Annotated in this window: 21 protein-coding genes and 1 riboswitch; of the genes, 10 read left to right on the forward strand and 11 right to left on the reverse strand. The window is 71.4% G+C overall.

All coding sequences use genetic code 11. The features are described from left to right. Positions 1–36: 36 nt before the first annotated feature. From BMW78_RS15630 to BMW78_RS15640, 3 genes are read right to left on the reverse strand one after another with little or no spacing between them, the layout of a single operon-like run. Positions 37–1,761: a glycoside hydrolase family 13 protein gene (locus tag BMW78_RS15630; protein ID WP_091761649.1), complete on the reverse strand. Its 1,725-nt coding sequence runs from the start codon at positions 1,759–1,761 to the stop codon at positions 37–39. A 44-nt stretch (positions 1,762–1,805) separates the two neighbouring features. Continuing rightward, entirely contained in the window at positions 1,806–3,731 is a 1,926-nt protein-coding gene (locus BMW78_RS15635; RefSeq protein WP_091761651.1) for a heavy metal translocating P-type ATPase, read from the reverse strand. 2 nt (positions 3,732–3,733) lie between these two features. Continuing rightward, entirely contained in the window at positions 3,734–4,171 is a 438-nt protein-coding gene (locus BMW78_RS15640; protein ID WP_091761653.1) for an OsmC family protein, read from the reverse strand. Positions 4,172–4,323: 152 nt separating this feature from the next. On the opposite strand from BMW78_RS15640, the gene sqr reads away from it, so the two are divergent. The 3 genes from sqr to BMW78_RS15655 are packed head-to-tail and all read left to right on the forward strand — an operon-like array spanning position 4,324 to position 6,468. Further along, positions 4,324–5,589 (forward strand): type III sulfide quinone reductase, selenoprotein subtype, encoded by a 1,266-nt coding sequence (sqr, locus tag BMW78_RS15645; RefSeq protein WP_091761655.1) that lies wholly within the window; start codon positions 4,324–4,326, stop codon positions 5,587–5,589. Between the two features lie 5 nt (positions 5,590–5,594). Further along, positions 5,595–5,909 carry a TusE/DsrC/DsvC family sulfur relay protein gene (locus BMW78_RS15650; protein WP_091761657.1) on the forward strand — a complete coding sequence of 105 codons (315 nt, stop codon included), beginning with the start codon at positions 5,595–5,597 and terminating at the stop codon, positions 5,907–5,909. 43 nt (positions 5,910–5,952) lie between these two features. After that, on the forward strand, positions 5,953–6,468 hold the full coding sequence (locus tag BMW78_RS15655; protein ID WP_091761659.1) for a DsrE/DsrF/DrsH-like family protein: 516 nt from the start codon (positions 5,953–5,955) through the stop codon (positions 6,466–6,468). Between the two features lie 126 nt (positions 6,469–6,594). On the opposite strand, the gene BMW78_RS15660 is transcribed toward BMW78_RS15655, so the two are convergent. Both BMW78_RS15660 and BMW78_RS15665 read right to left on the reverse strand, forming a co-directional pair. After that, entirely contained in the window at positions 6,595–7,059 is a 465-nt protein-coding gene (locus tag BMW78_RS15660) for a glutaredoxin domain-containing protein (RefSeq protein WP_091761661.1), read from the reverse strand. 23 nt (positions 7,060–7,082) lie between these two features. After that, on the reverse strand, positions 7,083–7,406 hold the full coding sequence (locus tag BMW78_RS15665) for a hypothetical protein (protein ID WP_091761662.1): 324 nt from the start codon (positions 7,404–7,406) through the stop codon (positions 7,083–7,085). 224 nt (positions 7,407–7,630) lie between these two features. Between BMW78_RS15665 and BMW78_RS15670 the strand changes: the two genes are divergently transcribed. The 4 genes from BMW78_RS15670 to BMW78_RS15685 all read left to right on the forward strand — a co-directional run bounded on the left by BMW78_RS15670 (position 7,631) and on the right by BMW78_RS15685 (position 9,875). Beyond that, complete coding sequence (locus BMW78_RS15670) at positions 7,631–8,182, forward strand: hypothetical protein (protein ID WP_143056294.1); 552 nt, start codon at positions 7,631–7,633, stop codon at positions 8,180–8,182. 8 nt (positions 8,183–8,190) lie between these two features. Continuing rightward, the gene (locus BMW78_RS15675; RefSeq protein ID WP_091761666.1) at positions 8,191–8,625 is read left to right on the forward strand and encodes a putative immunity protein; all 435 of its coding nucleotides are present in this window, start codon (positions 8,191–8,193) and stop codon (positions 8,623–8,625) included. 253 nt (positions 8,626–8,878) lie between these two features. Then, positions 8,879–9,051: riboswitch (cyclic di-AMP (ydaO/yuaA leader) on the forward strand. Between the two features lie 3 nt (positions 9,052–9,054). Next, entirely contained in the window at positions 9,055–9,537 is a 483-nt protein-coding gene (locus BMW78_RS15680) for a C40 family peptidase (protein ID WP_091761668.1), read from the forward strand. Positions 9,538–9,671: 134 nt separating this feature from the next. Then, positions 9,672–9,875, forward strand: a complete 204-nt coding sequence (locus BMW78_RS15685; protein WP_091761670.1) for a hypothetical protein — start codon at positions 9,672–9,674, stop codon at positions 9,873–9,875. A gap of 15 nt (positions 9,876–9,890) precedes the next feature. On the opposite strand, the gene BMW78_RS15690 is transcribed toward BMW78_RS15685, so the two are convergent. The 5 genes from BMW78_RS15690 to BMW78_RS15715 all read right to left on the reverse strand — a co-directional run bounded on the left by BMW78_RS15690 (position 9,891) and on the right by BMW78_RS15715 (position 14,017). Then, a complete protein-coding gene (locus BMW78_RS15690) occupies positions 9,891–10,268 on the reverse strand; it encodes a VOC family protein (protein ID WP_091761672.1) in 378 nt (125 codons plus the stop codon). Between the two features lie 170 nt (positions 10,269–10,438). Continuing rightward, positions 10,439–11,263: an adenylate/guanylate cyclase domain-containing protein gene (locus BMW78_RS15695; protein WP_091761674.1), complete on the reverse strand. Its 825-nt coding sequence runs from the start codon at positions 11,261–11,263 to the stop codon at positions 10,439–10,441. Between the two features lie 102 nt (positions 11,264–11,365). Next, on the reverse strand, positions 11,366–12,295 hold the full coding sequence (locus BMW78_RS15700) for a serine/threonine-protein kinase (RefSeq protein ID WP_245735901.1): 930 nt from the start codon (positions 12,293–12,295) through the stop codon (positions 11,366–11,368). A gap of 356 nt (positions 12,296–12,651) precedes the next feature. After that, a complete protein-coding gene (locus tag BMW78_RS15705; protein ID WP_143056295.1) occupies positions 12,652–13,125 on the reverse strand; it encodes a hypothetical protein in 474 nt (157 codons plus the stop codon). Between the two features lie 313 nt (positions 13,126–13,438). Beyond that, the gene (locus tag BMW78_RS15715) at positions 13,439–14,017 is read right to left on the reverse strand and encodes a TMEM165/GDT1 family protein (RefSeq protein ID WP_091761680.1); all 579 of its coding nucleotides are present in this window, start codon (positions 14,015–14,017) and stop codon (positions 13,439–13,441) included. Positions 14,018–14,294: 277 nt separating this feature from the next. On the opposite strand from BMW78_RS15715, the gene mgtA reads away from it, so the two are divergent. Next, positions 14,295–16,919 carry a magnesium-translocating P-type ATPase gene (gene mgtA, locus BMW78_RS15720; protein ID WP_245735902.1) on the forward strand — a complete coding sequence of 875 codons (2,625 nt, stop codon included), beginning with the start codon at positions 14,295–14,297 and terminating at the stop codon, positions 16,917–16,919. A 13-nt stretch (positions 16,920–16,932) separates the two neighbouring features. After that, entirely contained in the window at positions 16,933–17,994 is a 1,062-nt protein-coding gene (locus BMW78_RS15725; protein WP_091761682.1) for a lysylphosphatidylglycerol synthase transmembrane domain-containing protein, read from the forward strand. 87 nt (positions 17,995–18,081) lie between these two features. On the opposite strand, the gene BMW78_RS15730 is transcribed toward BMW78_RS15725, so the two are convergent. Beyond that, positions 18,082–19,137, reverse strand: coding sequence for a PP2C family protein-serine/threonine phosphatase (locus BMW78_RS15730; RefSeq protein ID WP_177180430.1), 1,056 nt, complete (start codon positions 19,135–19,137; stop codon positions 18,082–18,084). A gap of 306 nt (positions 19,138–19,443) precedes the next feature. Between BMW78_RS15730 and BMW78_RS15735 the strand changes: the two genes are divergently transcribed. Further along, complete coding sequence (locus BMW78_RS15735) at positions 19,444–23,862, forward strand: DUF4082 domain-containing protein (RefSeq protein ID WP_245735903.1); 4,419 nt, start codon at positions 19,444–19,446, stop codon at positions 23,860–23,862. Positions 23,863–23,914 lie beyond the last annotated feature (52 nt).

The following is a 23,914-nucleotide window of genomic DNA, read 5'->3' on the forward strand; positions in this document are numbered from 1 at the left end:
CACCCAGGAACCGGCCCGGCGGGCGCGCACCGACGGTCAGGCGGTGCGGCGAAGGATGCGGGCCTCCCACGGGCGCAGGACGATCGAGCCGTCCGTCGGGCCCGGGGCGGTGGCCGACTCGGGGTACGAGCCGAGCACCAGCTCGGCACCGGCCCACTCCTCGGCGTCGGGCAGCCCGTCGACCCTGTGGTGGGTGCCGCCGAAGTTGGCCACCACGAGCAGCGTCGTGCCCTCGAGCGAGCGGGTGAAGGCGTAGACCACCGGGTCGTCCGGCAGCAGCATCGTGAAGTCGCCCTCGGCCACCACGGGGTCGGCGTGGCGCAGCTCGATGAGCCGCCGGTAGTGGTGGAAGACCGAGTCCGGGTCGGCCAGTGCGTGCTCGGCGTTCACCGTCGGGTAGTTGGGGTGCACCGGGAACCACGGCACCCCGGTGGTGAAGCCGGCGTGGGGGGAGGCGTCCCACTGGACGGGGGAGCGGGCGTTGTCGCGGCTGCCGAGCCGCAACGCGTCGAGCACCTCCTCGACGAGCAGGCCCTGGCCTGTGGCGGCCTCGTAGTAGTTGACCGACTCGATGTCCCGGAACGCGGTGGCGTCCTGGAAGGGCACGTTGGTCATGCCCAGCTCCTCGCCCTGGTAGACGTAGGGCGTACCGCGGTGCAGGTGCAGCACCGTGGCGAGGAGCTTGGCCGACTCGACGCGGAACTCCCCGTCGTCGCCGAAGCGGGAGACGGCCCGGGGCTGGTCGTGGTTGTTCCAGTAGAGGCTGTTCCAGCCGACCTCGGCCAGGCCCTCCTGCCAGCGACCGAGCGACTCCTTGAGCTCGACGAGCTGCAGCGGCCGGCGGTCCCACTTGTGCTCGCCGTGGTCGAGGCCGACGTGCTCGAACTGGAACACCATGTCGACCTCGTGCCGCGCGGGGTCGGTGAAGAGCACGGCGTCCTCGACCGTGACCGCGGGCATCTCGCCGACGGTGAGGAGCGCGTCGCCGCGGCCCTCGAACACCTCGCGGTGCATCTCCTGGAGGAACTCGTGGATGCGCGGACCGCAGATGTACGACGGGGACCCGTCACCCCAGGGGCCGTCGCCGATCGGCTCCCCGTCGCGCAGCGGCAGCTCCTTGGAGATCATGTTGATGACGTCCATCCGGAAGCCGTCGACCCCGCGGTCGAGCCACCAGCGCATCATCGCGTAGACGGCCTGGCGCACCTGCGGGTTCTCCCAGTTCAGGTCGGGCTGCTTCCGGGAGAACAGGTGCAGGTAGTACTCCCCGGTGGCCTCGTCGAGCTGCCAGGTGGACCCGCTGAAGAACGAGTGCCAGTTGGTCGGCTCGGCGCCGGGCTGCCCGGCCTCGAAGCCCTCGCGGGGCGGCTGCCACCAGTACCAGTCGCGCTTGGGGTTGTCCTTCGACGAACGGGACTCGACGAACCACGGGTGCTCGTCGGAGGTGTGGTTGACCACGAGGTCCATGACGACGCGGATGCCGCGCTCGTGCGCCTTCGCGACCAGCTCGTCGAAGTCGGCGAGCGTGCCGAACGTCGGGTCGATGTCCTGGTAGTCGCTGATGTCGTAGCCGTTGTCGTCCTGCGGCGACCGGTAGATCGGCGAGAGCCACACGACGTCGACGCCGAGGGTGGCGAGGTGGTCGAGGCGGTTGATCACGCCCCGCAGGTCGCCGATGCCGTCGCCGTCGGAGTCCTGGAAGCTGCGCGGGTAGATCTGGTAGACGACGGCGGAGTGGAACCACGGGCGCTCTGCAGGCATGGGCAGGAGTCTCCCGTCCCAGGGGCCGGCGCGCGAGCCCTGTCTCAGGCCGCCGTGCGCTGGCCGTTCTGCCCGGTGCGCTGCGCCGCCGCGTCCTCCGCGGGCCGCTCCACCTCGGCGAGCGCCGCCTGCTCCTCACGGCCGGGCTGCCTCGCGAGCAGGGCCCACAGGATGCAGGCGAGGTCGACGCCCTCCTGCGTCCAGGCGCCGATGATGGCCGGCAGCACGCCGGCGGAGGCGACGAGCATGAGCGCGACGGAGAGCCCGACGCCGAGGCCGATGGCCTGCCAGGCGACCGCCATGGTGCGCCGCCCGATCTGCACGGCACGCACGGCTCGGTAGAGGTCGTCGAGCAGCACGACCACGTCGGCCGACTCGCTCGCCGCCGTCGACCCGCGCGCCCCCATCGCCACCCCCACGTCGGCGGCGGCGAGCACGGGAGCGTCGTTGACGCCGTCGCCGACCATCATCACCGGCCGGTGGGGCAGTCCCGCGACGATGTCGACCTTGTCCTGGGGCAGCAGCCCGGCCCGCACGTCGTCGATGCCGATGGCCGAGCCGATGTGCTGCGCCGTGGCCGGGGCGTCGCCGGTGAGCATGAGCACCTGGCCCACGCCGGTGGCGCGCAGCGCCGCGATGGTGCGGGCGGTGTCGTGGCGCACGTGGTCGGCGAGCGCCAGCCGGCCGGCATACCCGCCGTCGACGGCGACGTGCACCGCGCTGTGGCCGGGGGCGAGCGGGAGGTCGGGTATGCCGCGGACGTGGCTCGCGACGTAGTCCTCCTTGCCGACCACGACGGTGTGGCCCTCGACCGTGGCGGTGACCCCGTGCGCAGTGGTCTCCTGCCCGGCGTGGGCCACCGGGAGGGTCAGGCCGCGCTCGCGGGCGCCGGCGACGATGGCCTCGGCGAGCGGGTGCGTCGAGAGGCGCTCGACCCCGGCGGCCAGGGCGAGCACGGCGTCCGGGTGCATCCCGTCGGCGACGTCGACGGCTGCCAGCTCCGGCGCGCCCCGGGTGAGCGTGCCGGTCTTGTCGAAGGCCGCGGTGCGGATGTGCGAGAGCTGTTCGAGGGTGCCGCCGTTCTTGACGATGATGCCGTGGTGGGCAGCCCGCGACATGCCGGCCATGAAGGCCACGGGTGCGGCGATGAGCAGCGGGCACGGCGTCGCCACCACGAGCACCTCGGCGAAGCGCGAGGCCTCCCCGCTGAGCCACCACGCGGCGCCTGCGATGGTGAACGACACCAGCGTGAACGGCACCGCGACCCGGTCGGCGAGGCGCACGAACGGGGCGCGGGAGCGCTGGGCCTCGCTGACCAGGTCGATGATCCGCTGGTACTGCGAGTCGGCCGCGGACGCGGTCGCGCGCAGGATGATCGGACGGGCACCGGTGACGGATCCCGACATCACCGGTTCGCCGCGCACGTGCTCGACCGGCAGCGGCTCGCCGGTGAGCGACGACTCGTCGAAGGCCGCGGAGGTGCTCAGCAGCAGCCCGTCGACCGGCAGCACCTCTCCGGGCTTGACGAGCAGCTCGTCGTCGGGCTGCACCTCGCCGACGGGCACGTCGGTCGTGTGGCCGCTGCCGCCGGGCACGAGCCGGTGGGCGGTGCGGGGCGCGCGGTCGAGGAGTGCCGACAGCTCGCGCTCCGCCCGGCCGGCGGCGAGGGCCTCCAGGGCACGGCCGGTGGTCATCATCAGCACGATGACGAGGGAGGCCCAGTACTCGCCGACCACGACGGTGGAGACGATCGCGGTGACTGCGAGCACGTCGACGCCGTAACGGCCGCGGCGCAGGTCGACCAGCATGTGCCAGGTGCGGACGGCGGCGAAGCCGAGGCTGAACGCCGACACGGTCCAGCGCGCGGCCTCCGGCTGGTCGAGGGCGATCAGCAGCCCGCCGACCGCGCCCACCAGGAGCGTCAGGAGGCCGAACCAGTGACGCCGCGCGAAGGCGGCGAGCGGACGCATCGTCAGGCCACCTCCGCGGCCTCCGGCTCGGTGAGGCGCACCACGACGTCGGGCTGGGTGGTGAGGGTGTTGTGCACCGTGCAGTGGCTGGCGACGGCGAGCAGCGGCTCGCGACGCGACTCGGGAACGCCGGCCGGCACGTGCAGCCGCAGGTCGACGGCGGCCACCCGTGCCGGTCGCGACCCCATCTCGTATGCCGCGTCGACGGCCAGGCCCTCGGTGGGCAGGCCGTGTCGGGCGAGGTAGCGACGCGCGTAGAAGGCGACGCACGAGGCGAGGCCGGCCACGAACAGCTCGGTCGGGGTGGGCGCGGTGTCCCGGCCACCCGCGTCGACGGGCTGGTCGACCGTGAGGCGGTGCCCACGCACGCCGATCGTGAACTCGTCGCCGCTCAGGTGGTCGACGCGCACGGTGGTGGCTGAGGAGGCGGCGGCGCTCATGGTGGTCCTCTCTCTGAGTCTGCTCCCACCCCATCACCGATACCCCTAGGGGTAATAGGGACCTTCGGCACTATTGACCCCTCTGAGGCCTTCCTACCGTCGATGGCGAAGACGAACAGCACCCGTCACAGCACGCAAGGAGTGGGTTGGCAATGAGGCGTCTCGTGGTCCTCGGTGGCGGCACGGCCGGCACGATGATCGTCAACAAGCTGCGGAAGAGGCTGCCGCGCGAGCAGTGGGAGATCACCGTCGTCGACCGTGACGACAACCACCTGTACCAGCCCGGCTACCTCTTCCTCCCGTTCGGCACCTACACGGCCGGGCAGGTCGTCCGGAAGCGGCACACGCTCATCCCCGACGGCGTCGACCTGGTGCTCGCCGAGGTCGACCGGGTCGAGGCCGACAAGAACACCGTGCACCTGCAGGACGGACGCACCCTGGGCTACGACTACCTCGTCATCGCCACGGGGACCTCGCCCCGACCGGACCAGACCCCCGGCATGCTGGGGGAGCAGTGGCGCCGGAGCGTCTTCGACTTCTACTCCTTCGAGGGTGCCCAGGCGCTGGCCGGGGCGCTGCGGTCCTTCGACCACGGCCGGCTCGTCGTGCACATCACCGAGATGCCGATCAAGTGCCCGGTGGCGCCGCTCGAGTTCACGTTCCTGGCCGACGCCTTCCTGCGCGAGCGTGGCATCCGCGACCGGGTCGAGCTGGTCTACGTCACGCCGCTGTCCGGCGCCTTCACCCAGCCGATCGCCTCCGCCCAGCTCGGCTCGATGCTCGAGGAGCGCAAGATCCTCGTCGAGCCCGACTTCATGATCGAGAGCGTCGACAACGACAAGAAGGCGATCGTCTCCTTCGACGAGCGCGTGGTGCCGTTCGACCTGCTCGTCACGATCCCCCTCAACATGGGCGCCGACTTCGTGGCCCGCTCGGGCCTGGGCGACGAGCTCAACTACGTGCCGGTCGACAAGCACACGCTGCTGTCGAAGAAGCACGACAACGTGTTCGCCGTCGGTGACGCCTCCGACATCCCGGCCTCCAAGGCGGGATCGGTGGCCCACTTCGCCGTCGACGTCTTCGTCGGCAACTTCCTGGAGCACGTCTCCGGACGCCCGATGACCGGCTCGTTCGACGGGCACGCGAACTGCTTCGTCGAGTCCGGCAACGGCAAGGGCCTGCTCATCGACTTCAACTACGACACCCAGCCGCTGCCGGGGAAGTTCCCGGTGCCGGCGCTGGGCCCGATGAGCCTGCTCAAGGAGACCCGCGCCAACCACCTCGGGAAGCTCGCGTTCCGGTGGATCTACTGGAACGTCCTGCTCCCCGGCCGGCCCCTTCCCCTTCCGGTCCACATGTCCATGGCCGGAAAGGTCACCACCCCCGCCACCACCGCACCGCACACCGACAAGGAGTGAGCCAGATGCCTGTCACGACCATCGACGGCCGCCAGGTCCACGTCAACGAAGAGGGGTTCCTCACCGAGCCCGCCGAGTGGGACGAAGCCCTCGGCAAGACCTTGGCCGCGCAGATCGGCATCGAGCTGACCGACGAGCACTGGAAGGCGATCCGCTTCCTGCGCGAGGACTTCGCCGCCCAGGGCGAGACGCCCACCCTGCGCCGCGTCACCGTCGCCGGCGGCATCCCGACCAAGCAGCTGTTCCAGCTCTTCCCGCAGAAGCCGGCCAAGAAGATGGCCTACATCGCCGGCCTGCCGAAGCCGCACGGCTGCGTCTGACCCCAACCACCGCACCACATCTCCACGCACACAAGAGGTTTCGATGACCACCACCGACACGGCCCCCGCCATCATCCCCGACTTCGGCACCGAGGCCACCGCGGGCCGCAAGCTCGCCATCATCTGCTCCAAGGGCAGCCTCGACATGGCCTACCCGGGCCTGATCCTGGCCAACGCCGCCCTGGGCGAGGGCGTGGAGACGCACCTGTTCTTCACGTTCTGGGGCTTCGACATGATCAACAAGAAGACGATGCACGAGCTGAAGTTCACACCGCTGGGCAACACCGCCACGCACATGCCGCAGGGGCTCGGCGGCCTGCCGGGGATCACCCACATGGCGACGTCGAAGTTCAAGAAGTCGATCGCCGAGCTCGACGTGCCCGAGGTGCCCGACTTCCTCGAGCAGATCGTCGCCTCCGGCGGCCACCTGTGGGCGTGCCGCATGTCGGCCGACATGAACCACCTCACCGAGGAGGACCTCTACGAGGAGGTCGAAGGCATCATCAGCGCGAGCGACTTCATCGAGAAGACCGACGGCGCCCAGCTGCTCTTCATCTAGGGTGCACAGCATTTGAGCGCCTGAGTTCGCCTGCTCCGCAGGGGAGTTCGTCACCTCCGGTGCGGTGATGGTATGCCGTGTGGCCACCACGGGTGGTGACCGCACGGCATACGTGTGCCCGGGGTGTCAGCGCCGGGGGAGCCGCTCGCGGACCCAGGCGGGGCGCGGGTTGGTGGTCGCGGAGTCGCCCACGAAGACGGTGGGCACCGTCTCGTCCCCGCTGTTGGCGGCGCGGACCCGGGCCGAGGCGGCCGGGTCACGGGTCACGTCCACCCAGATGGCGCGGTTGCCGGTGCGGCCGAGCGCGATCCGCAGCCGCAGGCAGTAGCTGCACCCCGGACGCCAGTAGACGACGGGGACGCCGGTCTCCCACGCCAGCCGGCGGGCGTCCCGGTCGCTCGGTGACGTGGGGAAGAACCTGGGGGAGAGCACCCAGGCGGCCAGCAGCAGGAGCGCCGAGCCGACGAGGTCGGAGCTCGACGGCGGAGATGTCAGCAGGGGGACGACAGCGACCGCGGCCACCCAGCCGGAGAGCCACCAGCGACGCACCACTCCGGAGCTGCTGCGGCGTTCTGGTGACGGGCCGGCCATGCCGGCAACCGTAGCCGGTGCGCTCAGGTGCCCCAGATCTGGCCGCGCAGGTGGAGCCGGTCGCACAGGGCTCGCAGCTGTTCGGTGTGCAGCTCGACCAGCACCGGTCGAGCCCCGTCGCCACCGTCGGCCCCGTCGGCGCCGCGGACGAAGATCCCGTAGATGTAGGGGTACGACGGCGGCCCCACCGCCCGGAGCCGGCGCAGCACCGCGTCGGCGGGCACCTCGTTCCGGACGCCCAGCGAGTCGGCCGTGACCCGGTTCCCCCGGGCGAGAACGCCGTTCATCTCCTCGATCTGGCGCAGCTCCGTGGTGTGGCTGGTCATCGCCATCGCGTGGTCGGTCATCGAAACCTCATCCCTCTCGGCAGCCGGTGCTCGTGCCCCGGTGCCTCCAGCTCCAGCGTGCAGATGAGGTGGCCGGACGGTCAGAGCCGTAGGTCCCGGTGGGGCACGGGGCGCAGGGCGCGTCGTGAAGGACTCACGACGTGGCCCGCCCTCGGGCGTGGGACCAACGGCTCTGGTTCCGGGCCCCGGCGCCGCGGACCATGGGCGCTGAGGAGGTGTCGACGATGTCTTCGTTGAGGTGGGCCGGGTTCGCCGTGATGGCGGCCTTCTCGGGGTTCGCGGCGCTGATGCTCGGGGGCTACGCCGTGGTGGACATCGGCGGGTGGCGGGCCGTCGGCCTCATCGCCGCTGTTGCCGTCCCTCTGCTGTGCCTGTGCCTCCTGGCGTGGTGGCGGCCCGGTGTCGCGGTGCCCGTGCTCGCGGTGGCCTGTCTCGCGCCGGTGGCCTTCGGTGTGCTCGAGCTGCTCGACTGGCAGCGCTGGTCGTCCTGGGAGGACCAGCACGGCCCGGTCTCGCTGGTGCTCGTGCTCCTGGTCGGCGTGGCGCTGGCCGTGCTGGGCCTGAACAGGCCGCGCGAGGCCGGCGTGATGCTGCTCGCCATCGTGCTCGTCCCCCTGCTGCTGGAGACGATCGGCGCGGGTAGCGAGTGGGGGCGGCCGCTCTCGATCGCCGTCCTCTTCGTGCCGGTGCTCGCCTCCGGAGTCCTGTTCCTGCTGGCCGCCCGCCAGGACGCCGGCCCCCGGTCCGTCCCGCGCGGAGGCAGGCTCGCCCACTAGGAGTCCTCATGGGAAAGATCGCCGTACGACTCGACACCGACCAGCACCGGTCGCTGGCTCGCTGGGCCACTGACTGCGCGGAGCACGTGCTGCCCACCTTCGAGCGCGTCTGCCCCGACGACGACCGTCCCCGCCGCGCCGTGGAGGCGGCTCGGGCCTGGGCCACTGGTGAGCTGTCGGCGGGCGCCGCTCGGGACGCGGCGTTCGCGGCCCACGACGCTGCCCGCGAGACGGCCGACCCGGCCGCCGCTGCGGCAGCCAGGGCGGCGGGCCATGCGGCGGCCACCGCACACGTCGCCGGCCACGCCGCTCACGCAGCCACGTATGCCGCGACCGCGGCCAGTGCTGCCGAGCCGGCAGATCCCGCGGCAGCGGCGGAGGAGCGCCGGTGGCAGCTCGCCCGACTTCCGCGCGGCCTCGGGAGGGCGGCCTTTCCCGGCTGAGCGCACCGGTCGAGGGGCTACGCCAAAAGGCTGAAATCCCTTCTCGGATGCGGCGATATCGGGATCAATGGGGCATCCTGAACTGGCAGTGACTAGTTCGGTGGAACTAGTCTTCAGCGACAAGCCCGGCCCGCGCCGCCCGACCAGGAGGTCGCCCGGAGCGGACATCTGAGGGCTCGCCCCCTGAGGGCACATCACCAGTCCCCGCCAGAAGGCGGGGCGGTCCGCGCGGACGCCGAACCCCACCACGCGCGCGGGCGGCACGCAGAACCCCTCTTCTGGTGGTGGGGACGGAGAACCCAGGCAGTACGGACCCCCCGGCCACGTGGTCAGGGTGTCCTTGGGGTGAAGCCGCTACGCGGCCGGGCCATCTTTCGGCGCCCGAACCCGACAGGTCACTCTTCGCAGGCGGAACCGAAAGGCCGCTCCATGCTCAGTTCCCCTGTCCGCTTTCCCGTGCCCGCACGGGTCGCCTCCATCCTGATGGCCCTGTTCCTCGCGCTCGGCCTCCTCGTCGCCCCGTCCTCCACGCAGCGGGCGGACGCCGCCGTCTCTGCCACCACCAGCTACCAGGCGGTGCGAGTCGCCGCTGCCCAGAAGGGAATTCGCTACGTCTATGGCGGAGCGAGCCCCCGCACCGGGTTCGACTGCTCGGGCCTGACCAAGTACGTCTTCGGCAAGGTCGGCAAGCGCCTGCCCCGCACCGCCCAGGCGCAGTACAACGCCGCCTACAAGATCTCGCGCAAGTCCGCCCGACCGGGAGACCTCGTCTTCTTCGGCGGCTCGCGCAGCATCTACCACGTCGGGGTGTACGCCGGCGGTGGCTACATCTGGCACGCACCGCGGCCCGGCAAGCGGGTGTCGAAGGTGAAGCTGTGGACCTCGGCGGTGAAGTTCGCCCGGGTGCGCTGAGCCCGTCCCCGCCGCCTCGTCGAAGGGCGCCGCGAGCCCTCCATGAGCCCGCGGCGCCCTTCGGCACACACCCGGCCTAGGGTGGAGGTGTACGCAGCAGGGTCGTCTGCTGCAGGGTCGTCGAAGGAGTGGGCGTGGGCGCCAAGTCTGACCGCGAGGGGCTCTCGCTCTGGTACCGCGCGATCTACCGGATCAAGCACTTCGGCTACCAGATGTACGGTCCGGCGCAGCTCGACGAGCACAACGACCCGGTGCGGCGCTTGGAGCAGCAACGGGCCGAGAAGGTCGCCGCTGCGCGCCGGGCACGCGTCGAGCGGGAGCGCGGCAAGCAGCCCTAGCCCTAGCCGTGGCCCTCAGAGCGGGTTGAGGCGCGCCTTGAGCAGGCAGAACTCGTTCCCCTCGGGGTCGGCGAGCACGTGCCACTGCTCCTCACCGGTCTGACCGATGTCGGCCGGGCGCGCCCCCAGGGCCAGGAGGCGCTCGAGCTCGGCGTCCTGGTCGCGGTCGGTGGCGTTGACGTCGATGTGCAGCCGGGACTTCCCGGACTCAGGCTCGTCCCGTTGGCTGAGGATGATGGTCGGCTGCGGGCCGCCGAAGCCCTCGCGCGGCCCGATCTCGATGCACCCCTCCTCGCGGTCGAGCACCACGAAGTCGAGGACCTCGCACCAGAACCGCGCCAGCGCCTCCGGGTCGCGGCAACCGAGCACGAGCTCACTGATCCGACATGCCATCTGACGAGACCCTCTCTGCCTGGGGACGGCCGGGGCGGCCGCGCACGGAGCCCTGGGGCGTTGGCGCGCCCCGAGGGGAGACGCTCGCGACCGTAGCGGGTGCGGCGAGCCGGCGCGAAGGATTGTGCGCCCCGGCGAGGGGAACCCGTCCAGGCGGAGGACCGTGGGTTCTACGGGCTGGGCGCCAACCCGGCCTGCGCGGCGCGCAGCACGACGACCTCCAGCGGGGCCGACCTGCCCCGGAGGTCGACCCGACGGTGCTCGAGGCCCTCGGTGCTGGTGCCCGAGGCCTCGGCGGCTGCGACGCTGACGATCACCTCGCCCGCGCGGGCCAGTGACGCCAGTCGGGCGGTGGTGTTGACCGGGTCCCCGAGCGCGGTGAAGTCGGGCACCGTCTCCGCCGGTCCCGTCGAGCCCACGAAGGCGTCGCCGGTGTGCACCGCGGTTCCCGCCGGGATCGGGCCGGCGGGCGAGGCGTCCGAGTGGCTGGCCCGGTCGGCGAGGTCGACGGCGGCGGCGATGGCGGCGCCCGCGTGGTTGGGGCCGCTGATGCCGCCGAAGAACAGGCCGATCACCTCGTCGCCGACGATCTTGTCGACGAGCCCGTCGTGGTGCGTGATCGCGTCGGTCGCCAGGCGGTAGAACCGGTCGAGGAAGTCCTTGAACTCCTTGGGTCGCATGTGCTCGGCGAGGCTCGTCGAGCCCCGGACGTCGGAGAACAGCAGGGTGACCGGGATCTCCACCCCCGTCAGGCCGTGGTGGCGCAGCTCGGTCTCACACTTGGCGCACATGGCGGGGTTGCCGGCCGACCGGCCGAACCCGGCGGCCTTGAGCACGACGCCGCCGACGCCTCCGAACGGCGCCAGGCACAGCTTGCAGCGCGGGTTCGCGGGGATCCGCATGAAACGGCGGCGTTCCCTGGCGAACTCGGGACTCTCTCCGAGCATGAACGACCGGACCTCTTCGGGCGTCCAGCGGTGGGCCTTGTCGGCCATACCGACGAATGTACGCCCGGCGCCCCATCGGCGGGAGTGCGTTCCCCGGACGCACCTTCCCGGGCGGCGCCGGCCAAGGCGGGCCTCCAGCGAGAGGGGCCGCTACGGCATACCGAGAACGGCGGTGTCGCCCGGCTCCGGGTCGAGGTCGGCCGCATCGGTGCGGTCGCTCTCGTTGACGTACCACGCGAGGCCGAGCCCGAGGCCGAGCATCTCGTGGTCGCCCAGGCCCAGCCGCAGGGCGACCGCCCTGGCGTTCGGCGGCCGCTGGGCGGGGTCCTTGGCCAGGCACTCCTCGACGACGAGGGCGATGTCCTCCGGCACGTCGTCGGGCAGTGGTGGCGGCGGCTGCTGCACGTGGCACAACGCCGTGGCGATCGGCGTCTCGCGCTCGAAGGGGCGCCGTCCCGAGAGCATCTCGTGGGCGACGACGCCGAGCGCGTAGAGGTCGCTGGCGCCGGTCGCCGGTGAGCCCATGGCCTGCTCGGGGCTGATGTAGTTCGGGGTGCCCAGCAGCTCGCCGTGGCGGGTGTGGCCCGTACGGTCGAGGGCGCGGGCGATGCCGAAGTCGGTCAGCTTCACGATGCCGTCGGGCCGCAGCAGGATGTTGGCGGGCTTGACGTCGCGGTGCACCACGCGCGCCTCGTGGGCCACGCCGAGCGCCAGCGCCGCCTGGCCCATGATCGAGCGCACCTCGGCGGGAGGGAGGGCTCCGCGTTCGCGCAGCACCTTGGACAGCGGCTTGCCCGGCACGAGCTCCATGACGAGGTAGGCGAGGTGGTCCTCCTCGCCGTAGTCGAACACGGTCGCGATGTTGGCGTGCAGCAGCGAGGCGGAGTGCACAGCCTCGTCGCGGAAGCGCACCGCGAAGAGCTCCTCGTGGTCCGGGTCGGGCCGCATGACCTTGACCGCCACCTCGCGTCGCAGCACCTCGTCGTTGGCTGCCCAGACGTCGGCCATGCCGCCCGACGCCACGCGGGAGGCAAGGGTGTAGCGGCCACCGAGCACAAAGCCTTCGCTGAGCCGGTTCACTCCGCGCCCACCCCCTCTCCGCGGTCAGCAGCGCGCACATCCGTGTCGCCGCATGGAGCCCCGCCGCGACAGCGTAGGTCGGTATGGACCGGCCCACCCCCCGAATGCCCGAAATGGCCCGAATCATGCGCGACGAGGTATGCCGCGTCGCGCGGCACGGGCGCTGAGCGCCCGGTTCTCGGGCTCGCGTCGAGCCCGGTGGTGGCAACGGCCACAGTCATGTCTCCTGGAGTGCGCCACGGGTGGTCCACTGGCGCGGGCGACAGGAGCGTCGCTCGGGTGGAAGACATCGGGCAGGTGTTTGAGGGTTCAAGCGGAGGTTACAGCAGCCTCGGAGGGCCAGCGACCGGAGCAGGCTAGGCGGACGCACCCCTCCGGCCGCGCGGCTGCCGGACCGTCGGCGCGTTGGACCAGCGCCCGGTGCGCAGTCGCAGCCACACCGCCTTGCCGACGAGGAAGCCCAGGCCGGTGGCGGCTCCGATGGCGCCTCCACGCCAGTCGGTCGGCAGCACCCAGAGGAGCGCCCTGCCGACCATCACCGCGACGAGCAGGCCGACCGACGCGGTGGCCAGCGCCGTGCCCAGCGCGGTGGCCACCGACCTGGCGCGTCGTCGCAGGGGGTAGGGGCCGTCCTCGGGCCAGGTGACCAGGGCCTCGAGCATCGTCACGAAGCCCACGGGGACGAGTGCCAGGAAGACGGCCGCGGTCACCACGGATGGCGGGTCGGGGTCAGTGGGCGGCACGTTGGCAAGCAAGAGCGCCCCGACCAGGGCGACCGCGATGCTGGTGGCCCCGACGACGGCGACCATCCTGCGCTTCCCCCCGCGCACGCTCTCTTCTCCCGCTCTAGTCCGACGATGAGGCGGTCGGGCCCTGCGACCAGCGCCCCGTGCGCAGCCGCAACCACACGGCCCGGCTTGCGAGGCCGATCGTTCCCGCGGCGACGACCTGCCCCAGCTCATGCCCCCACCAGGTGTGTGGCAGGTGGGACGCGAGGGTGACATTGACCAGCACCACGACAAGCACGCTGGCCGCGACAGTTGTCAGTACGGCGGCGACCACCCTGCGCTTCCCCCCGCGCCACTCCATGCCGGACATCGTGACACCCCAACCGAGGTGGTGCGGGGGATTCGGCGCGTTCGGCTACCGGCTGGTGACGCCCTCGACGATGAGCAGGACCCCGAACACGAGGAACGCGACGGCCGCGCCGATCTTGATGACCCGCTCGGGCAGCTTGCGGCCGAGCAGGGCGCCGACCCCGATGGCGAGGGCGTCGGCGGCGACCATGCCGAGGGTGCTGCCGATCCACGTGCCGAACCAGCCCTCGCGGGTGGCGAGGGTGATGGTGGCGAGCATCGTCTTGTCGCCGAGCTCGGCGAGGAAGAACGCCGTGCCGACCGCCAGCAGCGCGGCGCCGGTGCTCCGGCGGGCCTTCTCCTCCTCGTCGGCGGTCAGGCTGTCACCGCGCAGCGTCCAGGCGGCGAAGACGAGGAACGCGAGGCCGGCGATGATCGAGATGACCCACTGGCTGTCGGCGAAGGCGTTGCCGACGAGGGCGCCGATCGCCACCGACGCGAGGTGCACGACGAGGGTGGCGCCGGTGATGGCGAGCAGCACCTCCCGCACGGTGTAGCGGGCGGCGAAGGTCATCGCCATGAGCTGGCTCTTGTCACCGAGCTCGGCGACGAAGATCACCGCGGTGCTGAGCAGGAAGGCATCCATGAAATGTGTCTCCTCGTGGCCCAGCCGAGGAGAGCGCCGGAGGGACGTCCCTTCGACCAGGCACGTCCGTTGCAGAGGTACTTGTCACTGCAGGGGTCATGTGCTGGTCGAAAGTCTCGTCCGCCACCTTCAGGTGGCCCACCGCACCCGGACCCGAGGGTCAGTGTGTCGACGCGGCGATTGGGGACTACTCCCTTTCGGTCCCACAGGTTACACGGGGACCCGCGGTGACCTTCGACCCCTCCCGTATGCCGCGGGGGCGGCACATGCTGGTGCCGTGACCGTGCGCGGGCTGGCTCCGACCGAGGCGGGCGGCCAGCGAGGTGTGCCCGTCAGCGAGCTCGCCTCCCTGCCGGCCCCTGAGGTGCTGCGCCGGATGGGCAGCAGCGATGCGGGTCTCGACGAGGGGGAGGCGGCCCGCCGCCTGGCCGCCACCGGGCCGAATGCGGTCCGCACCCACCACGCCCGCGCCGGGGCCGTGCTGCTGCGCCAGCTGCGCTCCCCGCTGCTGGTGCTGCTGGCCGGCACCGCCCTGGTCTCCTTCTTCCTCGGCGAGCAGACCGACGCCATCGTGATCGGCACCATCCTGGTCGCGAGCGTCGGCCTGAGCTTCGTGAACGAGTACCGCGCCGAACGCGCCACCGCCCAGCTGCACGCCCAGATCAGCCATCGCGTGACCGTGCTGCGCGGCGGTGTCCCCGTGCCGGTGGACGTCGTCTCGGTCGTGCCCGGCGACGTCGTGCGGCTGGTGCGGGGCGAGGTGGTGCCCGCCGACGTCCGGCTGCTCGAGGCCACCGGTCTGCAGTGCGACGAGGGCGTGCTCACCGGGGAGTCCGTCCCGGTCAACAAGGACACGGCAGCCGTCGACCCCGGCGCCGCGCTCGGTGACCTGACCTGCTGCGCCCTCATGGGCACCGTGGTGCGGCGCGGGAACGGCGTCGGTGTGGTCGTGGGGACCGGCGGTCACACCGAGTTCGGACGGGTCGCCGCGCAGCTCGGCGACCGGCAGCCCGAGACGGAGTTCCAGGCCGGGCTGCGCCGCTTCTCGGGGCTGCTGCTGCGCGTGGCGATCACGCTGATGACCGTCATCGTCGTGGCCAACGTCGTGCTGCAGCGTCCCCTGGTGGAGTCGCTGCTCTTCGCGCTCGCCATCGCCGTGGGCATCACGCCTCAGCTGCTCCCCGCGGTCGTCAGCACGAGCCTGGCCATCGGGTCGCGCGACCTGGCTCGCAGGAAGGTGCTGGTCAAGCGGCTCGTCTGCATCGAGGACCTCGGTGACATGGACATCCTCGTGACCGACAAGACCGGCACCCTCACCGAGGGCCATATCTCCCTGACGGCAGCCCTGGACCCTGCGGGCCACGACGCGGCCGACGTCCTGGCCCTGGGGCGGCTGGCCGGGGACGCGCCGGTGGACGACACGCCGTTCGACGACCCCCTCGAACAGGCCATGTGGGTCTCGCCCATCGCGCCGCGCGGGGACGACCCGCCTCGCCTCGCCGTCGCTCCCTTCGACCACGACCGGCAGCTGTCCTCCGCCCTCGTACGGGGACCCGACGGCATACCGCTGTTGGTGGTGAAGGGGGCACCGGAGACGGTGCTGGCGCGGTGCGTCGGTGTGCCGGCGGGCGCGCACGGGACCCTGGAGAACCTGTTCGCCGCCGGCGGGCGGGTCATCGCCGTAGCCACCCGGCCGGCGCGGGACCTGCGCGAGATCACGCCGTCCGACGAGAGCGGGCTCTCCCTCGCGGGCTACCTGGTGTTCCTCGACCAGCCCAAGCAGGGGGCCGCCGAGTCGCTCGAACGGCTGGCCCAGCTCGGGGTGACGGTCAAGGTGTGCACCGGCGACAACGCGCTCGTGGCGCAGAAGGTCTGCGACGAGCTCGGGCTGCCGGTCACCGGGACCCTCACCGGCAGCGATCTGGCGAGGCTCGACGAGGAGCGGCTCGTCGCCGCCGCGCAGGCCACCACGATCTTCGCGCGGGTGAACCCGGAGCAGAAGGCGATGGTCATGCGGGTGCTGCGCCGCCAGGGTCGCGGCGTCGGCTTCCTCGGCGACGGGGTCAACGACGCGCTCGCGCTGCACAGCGCCGACATCGGCATCAGTGTCGACACGGCCGTCGACGTGGCCAAGGACGCCGCCGACGTGATCCTGCTCGAGAAGGACCTCGGCGTCCTCGCCGACGGCATCACCGAGGGGCGCGGCATCTTCGCCAACACCATCAAGTACGTGCTGATGGGCACGAGCAGCAACTTCGGCAACATGTTCAGCGCCGCGGCCGCGTCGGGCATCCTGAGCTTCCTGCCGATGCTGCCGTCGCAGATCCTGCTCAACAACCTGCTCTACGACTCCAGCCAGCTCGCGATCCCCACCGACCGGGTGGACCCCGAGCAGCTGCGCGCACCCTCGCACTGGGACATCGGCCTGATCCGGCGGTTCATGCTGTTCTTCGGGCCCATCAGCAGCCTGTTCGACTTCCTCACCTTCGCCATCATGCTCGGCCCGTTCCACGCCGGGCCGTCACTGTTCCGGGCCGGCTGGTTCGTCGAGTCGCTCGCCACCCAGACGCTGATCATCTTCGCCATCCGCACCCGGCGTCCGATGCTGAGGAGCCGTCCGAGTGCGGCCCTGATGGTGGCGGCCGGGACCGTGGTGCTCGTCGGAGCATGGATACCGCTGTCACCCCTGGCTGGGCTGCTCGGATTCGCTTCTCCGCCAGCGACTTTCTACGCCATGCTGGCCGGCCTGGTGCTGGCGTACCTCGCGCTCGTCGAGCTGGCGAAGCGCCTGTTCTACGCCGAGTTCGACACCGCGCGGCCTCCACGTCCGGCCGTCCGGCCCCACCGCCGCCTGCAGCGCCGCGCCTCCCGCTTCAGCGTGGGCGGGCGCCTGCCCTCCTGACAGGGGGACGGCGATGGACGGGAGCGGCGAGACGCGGGCGGCGCCCACCCGGCGCCGGGCGGTGGTGCGGTGGCTGTGGCGCGGCGCCTCGGTGCTGGTCTTCGTGCTGGTGGTCGACTACCTCGTGCTGCCCCAGCTCGCGGGCACCGAACGGTCACTGCACCTGCTGCGGTCGGCCAACCTGTCACTCATCGTGGCGGCGGTGGCGCTGGAGGCCGCCAGCCTGGTCAGCTACTCGCTGATGACCCACCGGATCGTGGGAGGCGGCCGGGCCGGGCTGAACTGGGTCCTGCGCGCCGACCTCACCGGTCTCGGCGTCAGCCACGTGCTGCCGGGCGGAGCCGCGACCGGTAACGCGATGCGGTTCGGGCTCCTGCACGAGCGCGGCGCCACCGCCACGGACGCCGCCGTCGGCCTGACCCTGGAGGGTGTGCTCTCGACCTCCGCCCTCGCGGTTCTCCTCTGGGTCGTGCTCGTGGTCTCCATCCCCTTCTACGGCCCGTCGGCGGCATACGTCACGGGCGCCGTCCTGGGCGCCCTGCTCATGGCCGGGATCGCCCTCGCCGTCGTCGGCTACTCCCGTCGCGAGGCGTTGGCCCCAGGAGTGGCCCATCGGGTCATCGCCCGTATGCCGTCGCGCTGGCGTCCGCGGTTGGATCGCACCTTCGCTGCGGCGGGCGAGCAGGTGCGCGAGCTGCTCGGGAACGCACCGAACCTGCGGGCCGCTGCCGGCTGCGCGGGGCTCAACTGGCTGCTCGACGCCGCCTCACTCTGGTGCTTCCTCGCAGCCTTCGGCTGGGTGGCCCACCCGGTGGGGCTGCTGGTGGCCTACGGCGTGGCGATGCTGGTGGGGATGCTGCCGATCTCCCCAGGAGGCCTCGGCATCGTGGAGGCACTGCTGATCCCCGCGCTCATCGCCATGGGAGCACCGCAGGCCACAGCGGTGCTGGGCGTGGTGTCGTGGCGGCTCTTCGAGTACTGGGCACCGATCCCGCTGGCCGGGCTCAGCTGGGTCTCGCTGCGGCTGCAGGTCTGGTTCGGCGAGAGGAGCCGGACGCCTCGGCACGGTCACTGACCGCCGGGTGAGCGGCGGCCGTGTCCCGTCGGGTGGCGACTGGCCAGGTGTCGGCCGGCTCGCCCCGGGCGGTTCCGCATCGTCGCGTCACGCGGCGTTCGACTCCGCCTTGCGCTCGGCCAGCACGAGGGCGATGTCGTCGTCGAGGCGCTGCGCGGCATACCCGCTCAGCCGGAGCAGCAGGTTGTCGAGGGCCTCGTCCAGCGACCCGGCCGAGAGGATCGCACCCTGGTCGGAGAGCGGGAAGAACACGCCGTTCAGGTCGCGGGTCTCGACGAGCCCGTCGGTGAACAGCAGCAGGCGTGCCCGAGCGGGCCAGGTGACGGTGACTGCCGATCCGGGCGGGCCGAGGCCAAGGGGAAGCTGAGGGGGGCCGGTGTCGAGGTCGCTGGCGGGCTCACCTGCCGGCACGAGAAGTGGCGGGGGGTGGCCGCAGTTGACGAAGGTGACCGTCTCGTCGTCATGGAACTCCGCGAGCAGCGCCGTGGCGAAGTCCTCGGGGCCGGCGACGGAGGTCACGACGGCATCGAGGTCCGCGGCCACCGCGCCGAGGGACTCGTGGAGGAAGGAGGCGCGGCGGAAGGAGGCCAGCACCGTGGCGGCCAGCTGGACCGCGTCCAGGCCCTTGCCGCGCACGTCGCCGAGGATCACGCGAACACCGAAGGGCGTCTCGCTCACCTCGTAGAGGTCGCCTCCGACGCGGGCCGCCTCGGTCGCCGACACGTAGCGGGCGGCGATGCCGATCGAGCCGACGGAGTGCGGGAGCGCACGGAGGAGGGCTTGCTGCGCGACCTCGGCAATGACCGTCATCCGGCTGAGGTCGCGCTCACGACGGATACGGATGTGCGCGATCAGGACGGCGAGGGCGCTCAACAGCAGGGCCAGCCAGAGACGCACCGACCACTCGACGCTGCCCAGGTTGTTGTTCCACCACCCGGAAGCCGCTGCGCAGAGCACGGCAGCGGCGCCCACTCCCGCAGTGACGCGCACACTGGCGTAGACGCTCGCCACGACCGCGGCCATGGCGAACGACCCGGTGATGACGACGCCCGGCCCGAGGAAGAAGTCGAGGAGCACGACGAGCAGCAGGACCGTAGTCGGCAGCAGGAGCTGCCTCAGCCAGGCGGGGGTGAGCCTCGCCACCATCGGCCTCCTCGCCGAGGTGGTCACGGCCACCTCCACGGCCGAACCTAGGCATCAGACCGGGGGCGCAGCAGGCGATCAGCCGGAAACCGTCCCCGCCTCATCCCGATGGACTACCAGTGCGGCCGAGCCCCTCGAGCGGTCGGCGGGTGAGGCCCCCACGTCCACCAAAGGGATGGCGACGTCCCCATGCCGATGCGGTATGTGGTGGGCCCTCCTGACGGCCTACGGTCGGTGAGTCACCGGTGCAGGCACGCGACCCCGACAGCTCCCGCCGCGTGACCGCTCCAGTAGAGGGGGTGCGTCGTGGCTTCTGCGACCCGTCTGGTCACCATCCGGTCACGCTCCGCGGGGTGGGACCGCCCAGCCCCGTCAGCCGGGCGCGGCAGAGCCTGGGCCGCCATGGTCGCGGTGCTCGCCGTGGTGCTCGCGATGCTCGGGCTGTTGCCGGCCAGCAGGGCCGCAGCGGCGGACCCGTGCACGACCCCGGTCAGCGTCATCGCGTGCGAGAACAGCAAGCCGGGCACCCCGTCGAGTGACTGGAGCATCTCGGGCGCGGGGTCGTCCACCATCCAGGGTTTCGCGACGTCGATCAGCGTGAACCCCGGTGACACGGTCCGGTTCAAGATCAACACCCCGTCCAAGGCGTACCACTTCGACATCCTCCGGTTGGGCTACTACCAGGGCAACGGAGCCCGGAAGCTTGCCGCGAACCTCAAGCCGTCGGCGACCCTGCCGCAGACCCAGCCGTCGTGCCTGACCCTGCAGGACTCGACCGGCCTGATCGACTGCGGCAACTGGGCGGTCTCGGCGTCCTGGACCGTGCCGACCGACGCAGTGTCGGGCGTCTACATCGCCCACCTGGTCCGGGACGACACCACCGGTGCCAGCAGCCACATCGTCTTCATCGTGAAGAACGACACCGGCCACTCCGACCTGCTCTTCCAGACCTCCGACGAGACCTGGCAGGCCTACAACACCTACGGCGGGAACAGTCTCTACACCTGCTCCATCAACTGCCCGCCGGGCAGCCCCGCGGCATACAAGGGTGCCTCCAAGGTCTCCTACAACCGGCCCTTCCACTCGGCCGAGGACGACTCCGGTGGCCGCAGCTGGCTGATGTACGCCGAGTACCCCATGATCCGGTTCCTGGAGGCGAACGGCTTCGACGTCTCGTACACGACGGGACTCGATGTCGGTACCTCCACGGGTGGGTCGCTGCTGAACAACCACAAGACGTTCCTGTCGGTGGGGCACGACGAGTACTGGACCGGCACGCAGCGGGCCAACGTCGAGGCGGCTCGCGACAAGGGCCTCAACCTGGCGTTCTTCAGCGGCAACGAGGTCTTCTGGAAGACGCGCACCGAGGCCAGTTACGACGGCACGAGCACCCCGAACCGAACGCTGGTGTGCTACAAGGAGACCCACTATGACGGTGTGGTCGACCCGCAGGACCCGCCGACGTGGACCGGCACCTGGGAGGACCCGCGGTTCAGCCCGCCGGCGGACGGCGGCAGGCCGCAGAACGCCCTGACCGGACAGCTCTTCGTCGTGAACTCGGGCACTACGGACATCCGGGTGCCGGCGCAGTACTCCAAGCTGCGGTTGTGGCGCAACACCGCCGTGGCGAACCTGTCGTCCGGGCAGACGGCCACCCTGGGAGCCGGTCTGGGCACGCTCGGCTACGAGTGGGACAGCGACCCCGACAACGGTTTCCGCCCGGCGGGGGCGTTCCGGCTCTCGTCCACGACGTCGACCAGCGCCGAGGTGTTCACCGACTACGGCAGCACGGTGCAGAGCGGCAGCACCGCCACGCACAACCTGACCCTCTACCGGGCACCGAGCGGTGCGTTGGTGTTCGGTGCCGGCACGGTGCAGTGGTCGTGGGGTCTCGACCCCGGCAACGGCGCCGACCCGAACATGCAGCAGGCGACCGTCAACCTCTTCGCCGACATGGGTGCCCAGCCGTATGCCGTGCTGTCAGGTCTCGTGGTCGCCTCAGCCTCGACCGACACGACGCCGCCCACGTCGACGATCACGTCGCCGGCCAACGGTGCCGGCGTCGGTGACGGCGCGAAGCTGACCATCAGCGGCACGGCGGCCGACACCGGCGGTGGCGTCGTCGCCGGGGTGGAGGTCTCCACCGACGGGGGCACCACCTGGCACCCGGCGACGGGCACGACGAGCTGGAGCTACAGCTGGGTGGCTCACGGCAACCCCAGCACGACCATCAGGTCGCGGGCCGTCGACGACAGCGGCAACCTCGAGAGCCCCTCGGCAGGGGCGACCGTCAACGTGGGCTGCACCTGCTCCATCTGGGGCGTGGGCTCGACCCCCGGCAAGAGCGACTCCGGCAGCGGCAGCGCGGTCGAGGTCGGCGTGAAGTTCAAGTCCGACGTCTCCGGCCAGGTGACCGGCGTGCGGTTCTACAAGGCGAGCACCAACACCGGCACCCACATCGGCAACCTGTGGACCGCCTCGGGCACGAAGCTCGCCTCGGTGACCTTCCAGAACGAGTCAGGATCCGGTTGGCAGCAGGCGACCTTCGGCAGCCCCGTCTCGATCAACGCGAACTCGACGTACGTCGTGTCGTACTTCGCCCCGTCCGGGCACACGGCCCAGGACGAGATGTACCTGTACCCGCCGCCGTCGCCCGGCCCGACCGGCACGAGCAGCGTCGACAGCCCGCCGCTGCACGCCCTGCGGAACACCAACGGTGTCGTGAACGGGCTCTACCAGAACGGCAGCACCAGCACGTTCCCGACGGCGAGCACCAACGCCCGCAACTACTGGGTCGACGTGATGTTCAACCCCAGCACCGGACCGGCGAGTGCCCCCGGTGCCCCGACCTCCGTCACCGCGACCCCGGGCAACGCCTCCGCACTGGTGTCCTGGACGGCGCCCTCGGACGGCGGCAGCCCCATCACCAGGTACACCGTGACTCCCTACATCGGCTCGACCGCGCAGTCGCCGACGACCGTGACCGGAACCCCGCCCGACACGTCGGTGACGGTGCCCGGGCTGACGAACGGCACGGCGTACACGTTCACCGTCACGGCGACGAACTCCGTGGGCACGGGCCCGGCGTCGACCCCGTCGAACTCGGTGACGCCGGCGGCGACGAGCTGCACGGCCTGCACCATCTGGTCGGCCTCCGCGGCGCCGAGCACGCCCGACGAGAACGACGCGCAGTCGGTGGAGATCGGCGTGAAGTTCAAGGCGGACGTCAACGGCCAGATCAGGGGTATCCGCTTCTACAAGTCCAGCCTCAACACCGGCACCCACGTCGGCAGCCTGTGGACCCTGTCCGGGACCAAGCTGGCGTCGGCGACCTTCAACAGCGAGACCTCCTCGGGCTGGCAGCAGGTGCTGTTCGCGACCCCGGTCACCATCACGGCGGGGACGGTCTACGTGGCGTCCTACTTCGCGCCGGCCGGGCACTACGCCGGTGACGGTGGCTACTTCGCGGCCTCGGGCGTCGACAACGCCCCGCTGCACGCCCTGCAGGACGGCGTCAGCGGCGGCAACGGGGTGTACCGGTACACGTCGAGCAGCGCCTTCCCCAACAGCACCTACAACTCCGAGAACTACTGGGTCGACGTGGTGTTCAGCACGGGGACGTCGTCGGCGACCGCGCCGGGGGCGCCCACGAACGTGACGGCCTTCGCGGGCGACAAGGCCGCCAACGTGTCGTGGACCGCGCCCTCGGACGGCGGCAGCGCCATCACGAGCTACACGGTCACGCCGTTCGTCGGCACGACGGCTCAGACGCCGACGACGGTGACCGGCAGCCCGCCGGCCACGACCACGACGGTGAGCGGGCTGACCAACGGCACGGCCTACACGTTCACGGTCTCGGCGACCAACGCGGTCGGCACGGGCCCGGCGTCCACACCGTCGAACTCGGTGACGCCAACCGCCTCCACCTCCCCGACAGCCCCGGCTGCCCCGACGAACGTGACCGCGACGGCGGGAGACAAGGCAGCCGGCGTGTCCTGGACCGCGCCCTCCGACGGCGGCAGCGCCATCACGAGCTACACGGTCACGCCGTACGTCGGGACGACGGCGCAGACGCCGACGACGGTGACCGGCAGCCCGCCGGCCACGACGACGACGGTGAGCGGGCTGACGAACGGCACGGCCTACACGTTCACGGTCTCGGCGACCAACGCGGTCGGCACGGGCCCGGCGTCCACACCGTCGAACTCGGTGACGCCAACCGCCTCGGGCTGCGCCGCGTGCACCATCTGGTCGTCGATCGCGACCCCGGCGACGGTGAGCGTGACGGACACCAGGGCGACCGAGGTGGGTGTGAAGTTCAAGGCCGACGTGAACGGCTACATCACCGGCATCCGGTTCTACAAGGGCAGCGCCAACACCGGCACCCACATCGGCAACCTGTGGACGCTGTCCGGCACCAGGCTGGCGTCGGCGACGTTCGGCTCCGAGACGGCGTCGGGGTGGCAGCAGGTCAACTTCGCCACGCCCGTGGCGATCACGGCGGGCACGGTCTACGTCGCGTCGTACTTCGCGCCGGTGGGTCGGTACGCCCGGGACAACAACTACTTCAAGACCGCCGGAGTCGACTCGCCTCCGCTGCACGCGCTCAAGGACGGGGTGAGTGGTGGCAACGGCGTCTACCGCTACAGCAGCACCAGCGCCTTCCCGAACACCTCGTCCAAGGCGCCGAACTACTGGGTGGACGTCGTCTTCTCCACCGGGTGAACGACGTTCGGCTCCAACGGCTCAGGGTGGCCCGCCCAGGTGAGTCGCGGCT

The organism is Pedococcus cremeus, from assembly GCF_900111375.1.
GTDB classification, from domain to species: Bacteria; Actinomycetota; Actinomycetes; order Actinomycetales; family Dermatophilaceae; genus Pedococcus_A; species Pedococcus_A cremeus.